The organism is Dapis brunnea BLCC-M229, assembly GCF_050015995.1.
Lineage (GTDB): Bacteria > Cyanobacteriota > Cyanobacteriia > Cyanobacteriales > Microcoleaceae > Trichodesmium.
The window spans coordinates 1-1321 of record NZ_JBNHEP010000010.1 but is presented as its reverse complement, the minus strand read 5'-3'; the positions used below and the strand labels follow the sequence as shown (position 1 = coordinate 1321).

The following is a 1321-nucleotide window of genomic DNA, read 5'->3' as shown; positions in this document are numbered from 1 at the left end:
TCCCAATTCCCCAAACTATGAGCAACTCTGGCATAACCCTCATAACTATTAGGTCAGTCCAGATACTTTTCTATTAACCTCTGAAAAATCGCCTCAGCCTCATCAAAGCCAGAAAGATTAATCAACACATTACCTTTTTGAACCGCAAAACCAATATTTTCAGGAAACTTATTAATAGCATTTTCCCAACGCACCAAAGCCAAATTCCAATTCCCCAAACTATGAGCAACCCTGGCATAACCCTCATAACCTTCTGCTAATTCTGGATAAATTTCCTTTAACTGTTGAAATACCTTTTCAGCCTCCTCAAATTTACTTAAAGTAATTAAATTATTCCCACAAGTACGATAAATAGGCATCGGTTGTTGAGGGTTGAGAGTTAATGCTTGTTTGTAATATTCAACAGCCTCCTTGATCTTTCCTTCCTTATTTAACTTATCCCCAATCTCGACATAATTTCTGGCAACATCTATTTCTAACCAATTAATTTTTTTAACTGCCACCAGATGGTTAGGATTAATTGTAATAATTTTTTGCCAAATCTTAAATGTTGCTGCCAAATCTGACTTAGCTTCATAAACTTCAGCTAGAGTTTGCTGATAAATAGTTACCTCAGCTTGTAGAGAAATAGCCTTTTGTAAATACTTAATCGCCTCATTTAATTCTCCTTGCTCTATTAAAACTTAAGCCAAACCATAGCAAAAAGTTGCAGATTTAGGATTGATTTTAACTGCCTCTTGATATTGAGCAACTGCCTCTTACCATTTATTTTGTGCAGCCAATATTTTTCCCAGATAATAATAACTCCAAGCAAAATTTGGATTTAATTCTATTGACTGTTTATATTTTTTAAAAGCATCGCCTAATTTACCAGATCGCCACAGTATTTTAGCCTGTGTAAAAGACGTAGTAGTTATAGCGCTACTTGAATCGGGAATAGGGAACACTTAACTGGGAACAGGAGACTATCAAAGGATTTGAGGATTTATAAATGTCCTAACCTTAATGCGTAGCGCTATACCATAATTATTTAAGTTACTAATATTTCCCAGTTGAATTTTCAAATTCTACCGTAATATTTTGACATCACGAATAAGAAATTTGCCAACTTACAATGAATAAACAACTATTGCTCTATACGCAATAGTCAGGAAATTCTCCAAACATCTGTTCCGGGTGCTTCAGGGAATGAAAAAAACTACTATTGCTCTATACGCAATAGTCAGGAAATTCTCCAAACATCTGTTCCGGGTGCTTCAGGGAATGAAAAAAACTACTATTGCTCTATACGCAATAGTCAGGAAATTCTCCAAACATCTGT

At 35.0% G+C, this 1321-nt stretch carries 2 protein-coding genes and 2 pseudogenes; all 4 read right to left on the bottom strand.

Translation table 11 applies throughout. The annotated features are described in order from the left end of the window. Positions 1-53 precede the first annotated feature (53 nt). On the bottom strand, positions 54-560 hold the full coding sequence (locus ACP6PM_RS01200) for a tetratricopeptide repeat protein (RefSeq protein ID WP_426581079.1): 507 nt from the start codon (positions 558-560) through the stop codon (positions 54-56). Positions 561-620: 60 nt separating this feature from the next. Beyond that, positions 621-677: pseudogene (locus tag ACP6PM_RS01195) on the bottom strand (hypothetical protein); the annotation flags it as partial. A 6-nt stretch (positions 678-683) separates the two neighbouring features. After that, positions 684-749 (bottom strand): annotated as a pseudogene (locus tag ACP6PM_RS01190) (hypothetical protein); the annotation flags it as partial. 9 nt (positions 750-758) lie between these two features. Continuing rightward, entirely contained in the window at positions 759-947 is a 189-nt protein-coding gene (locus tag ACP6PM_RS01185; RefSeq protein ID WP_426581077.1) for a tetratricopeptide repeat protein, read from the bottom strand. Positions 948-1321 lie beyond the last annotated feature (374 nt).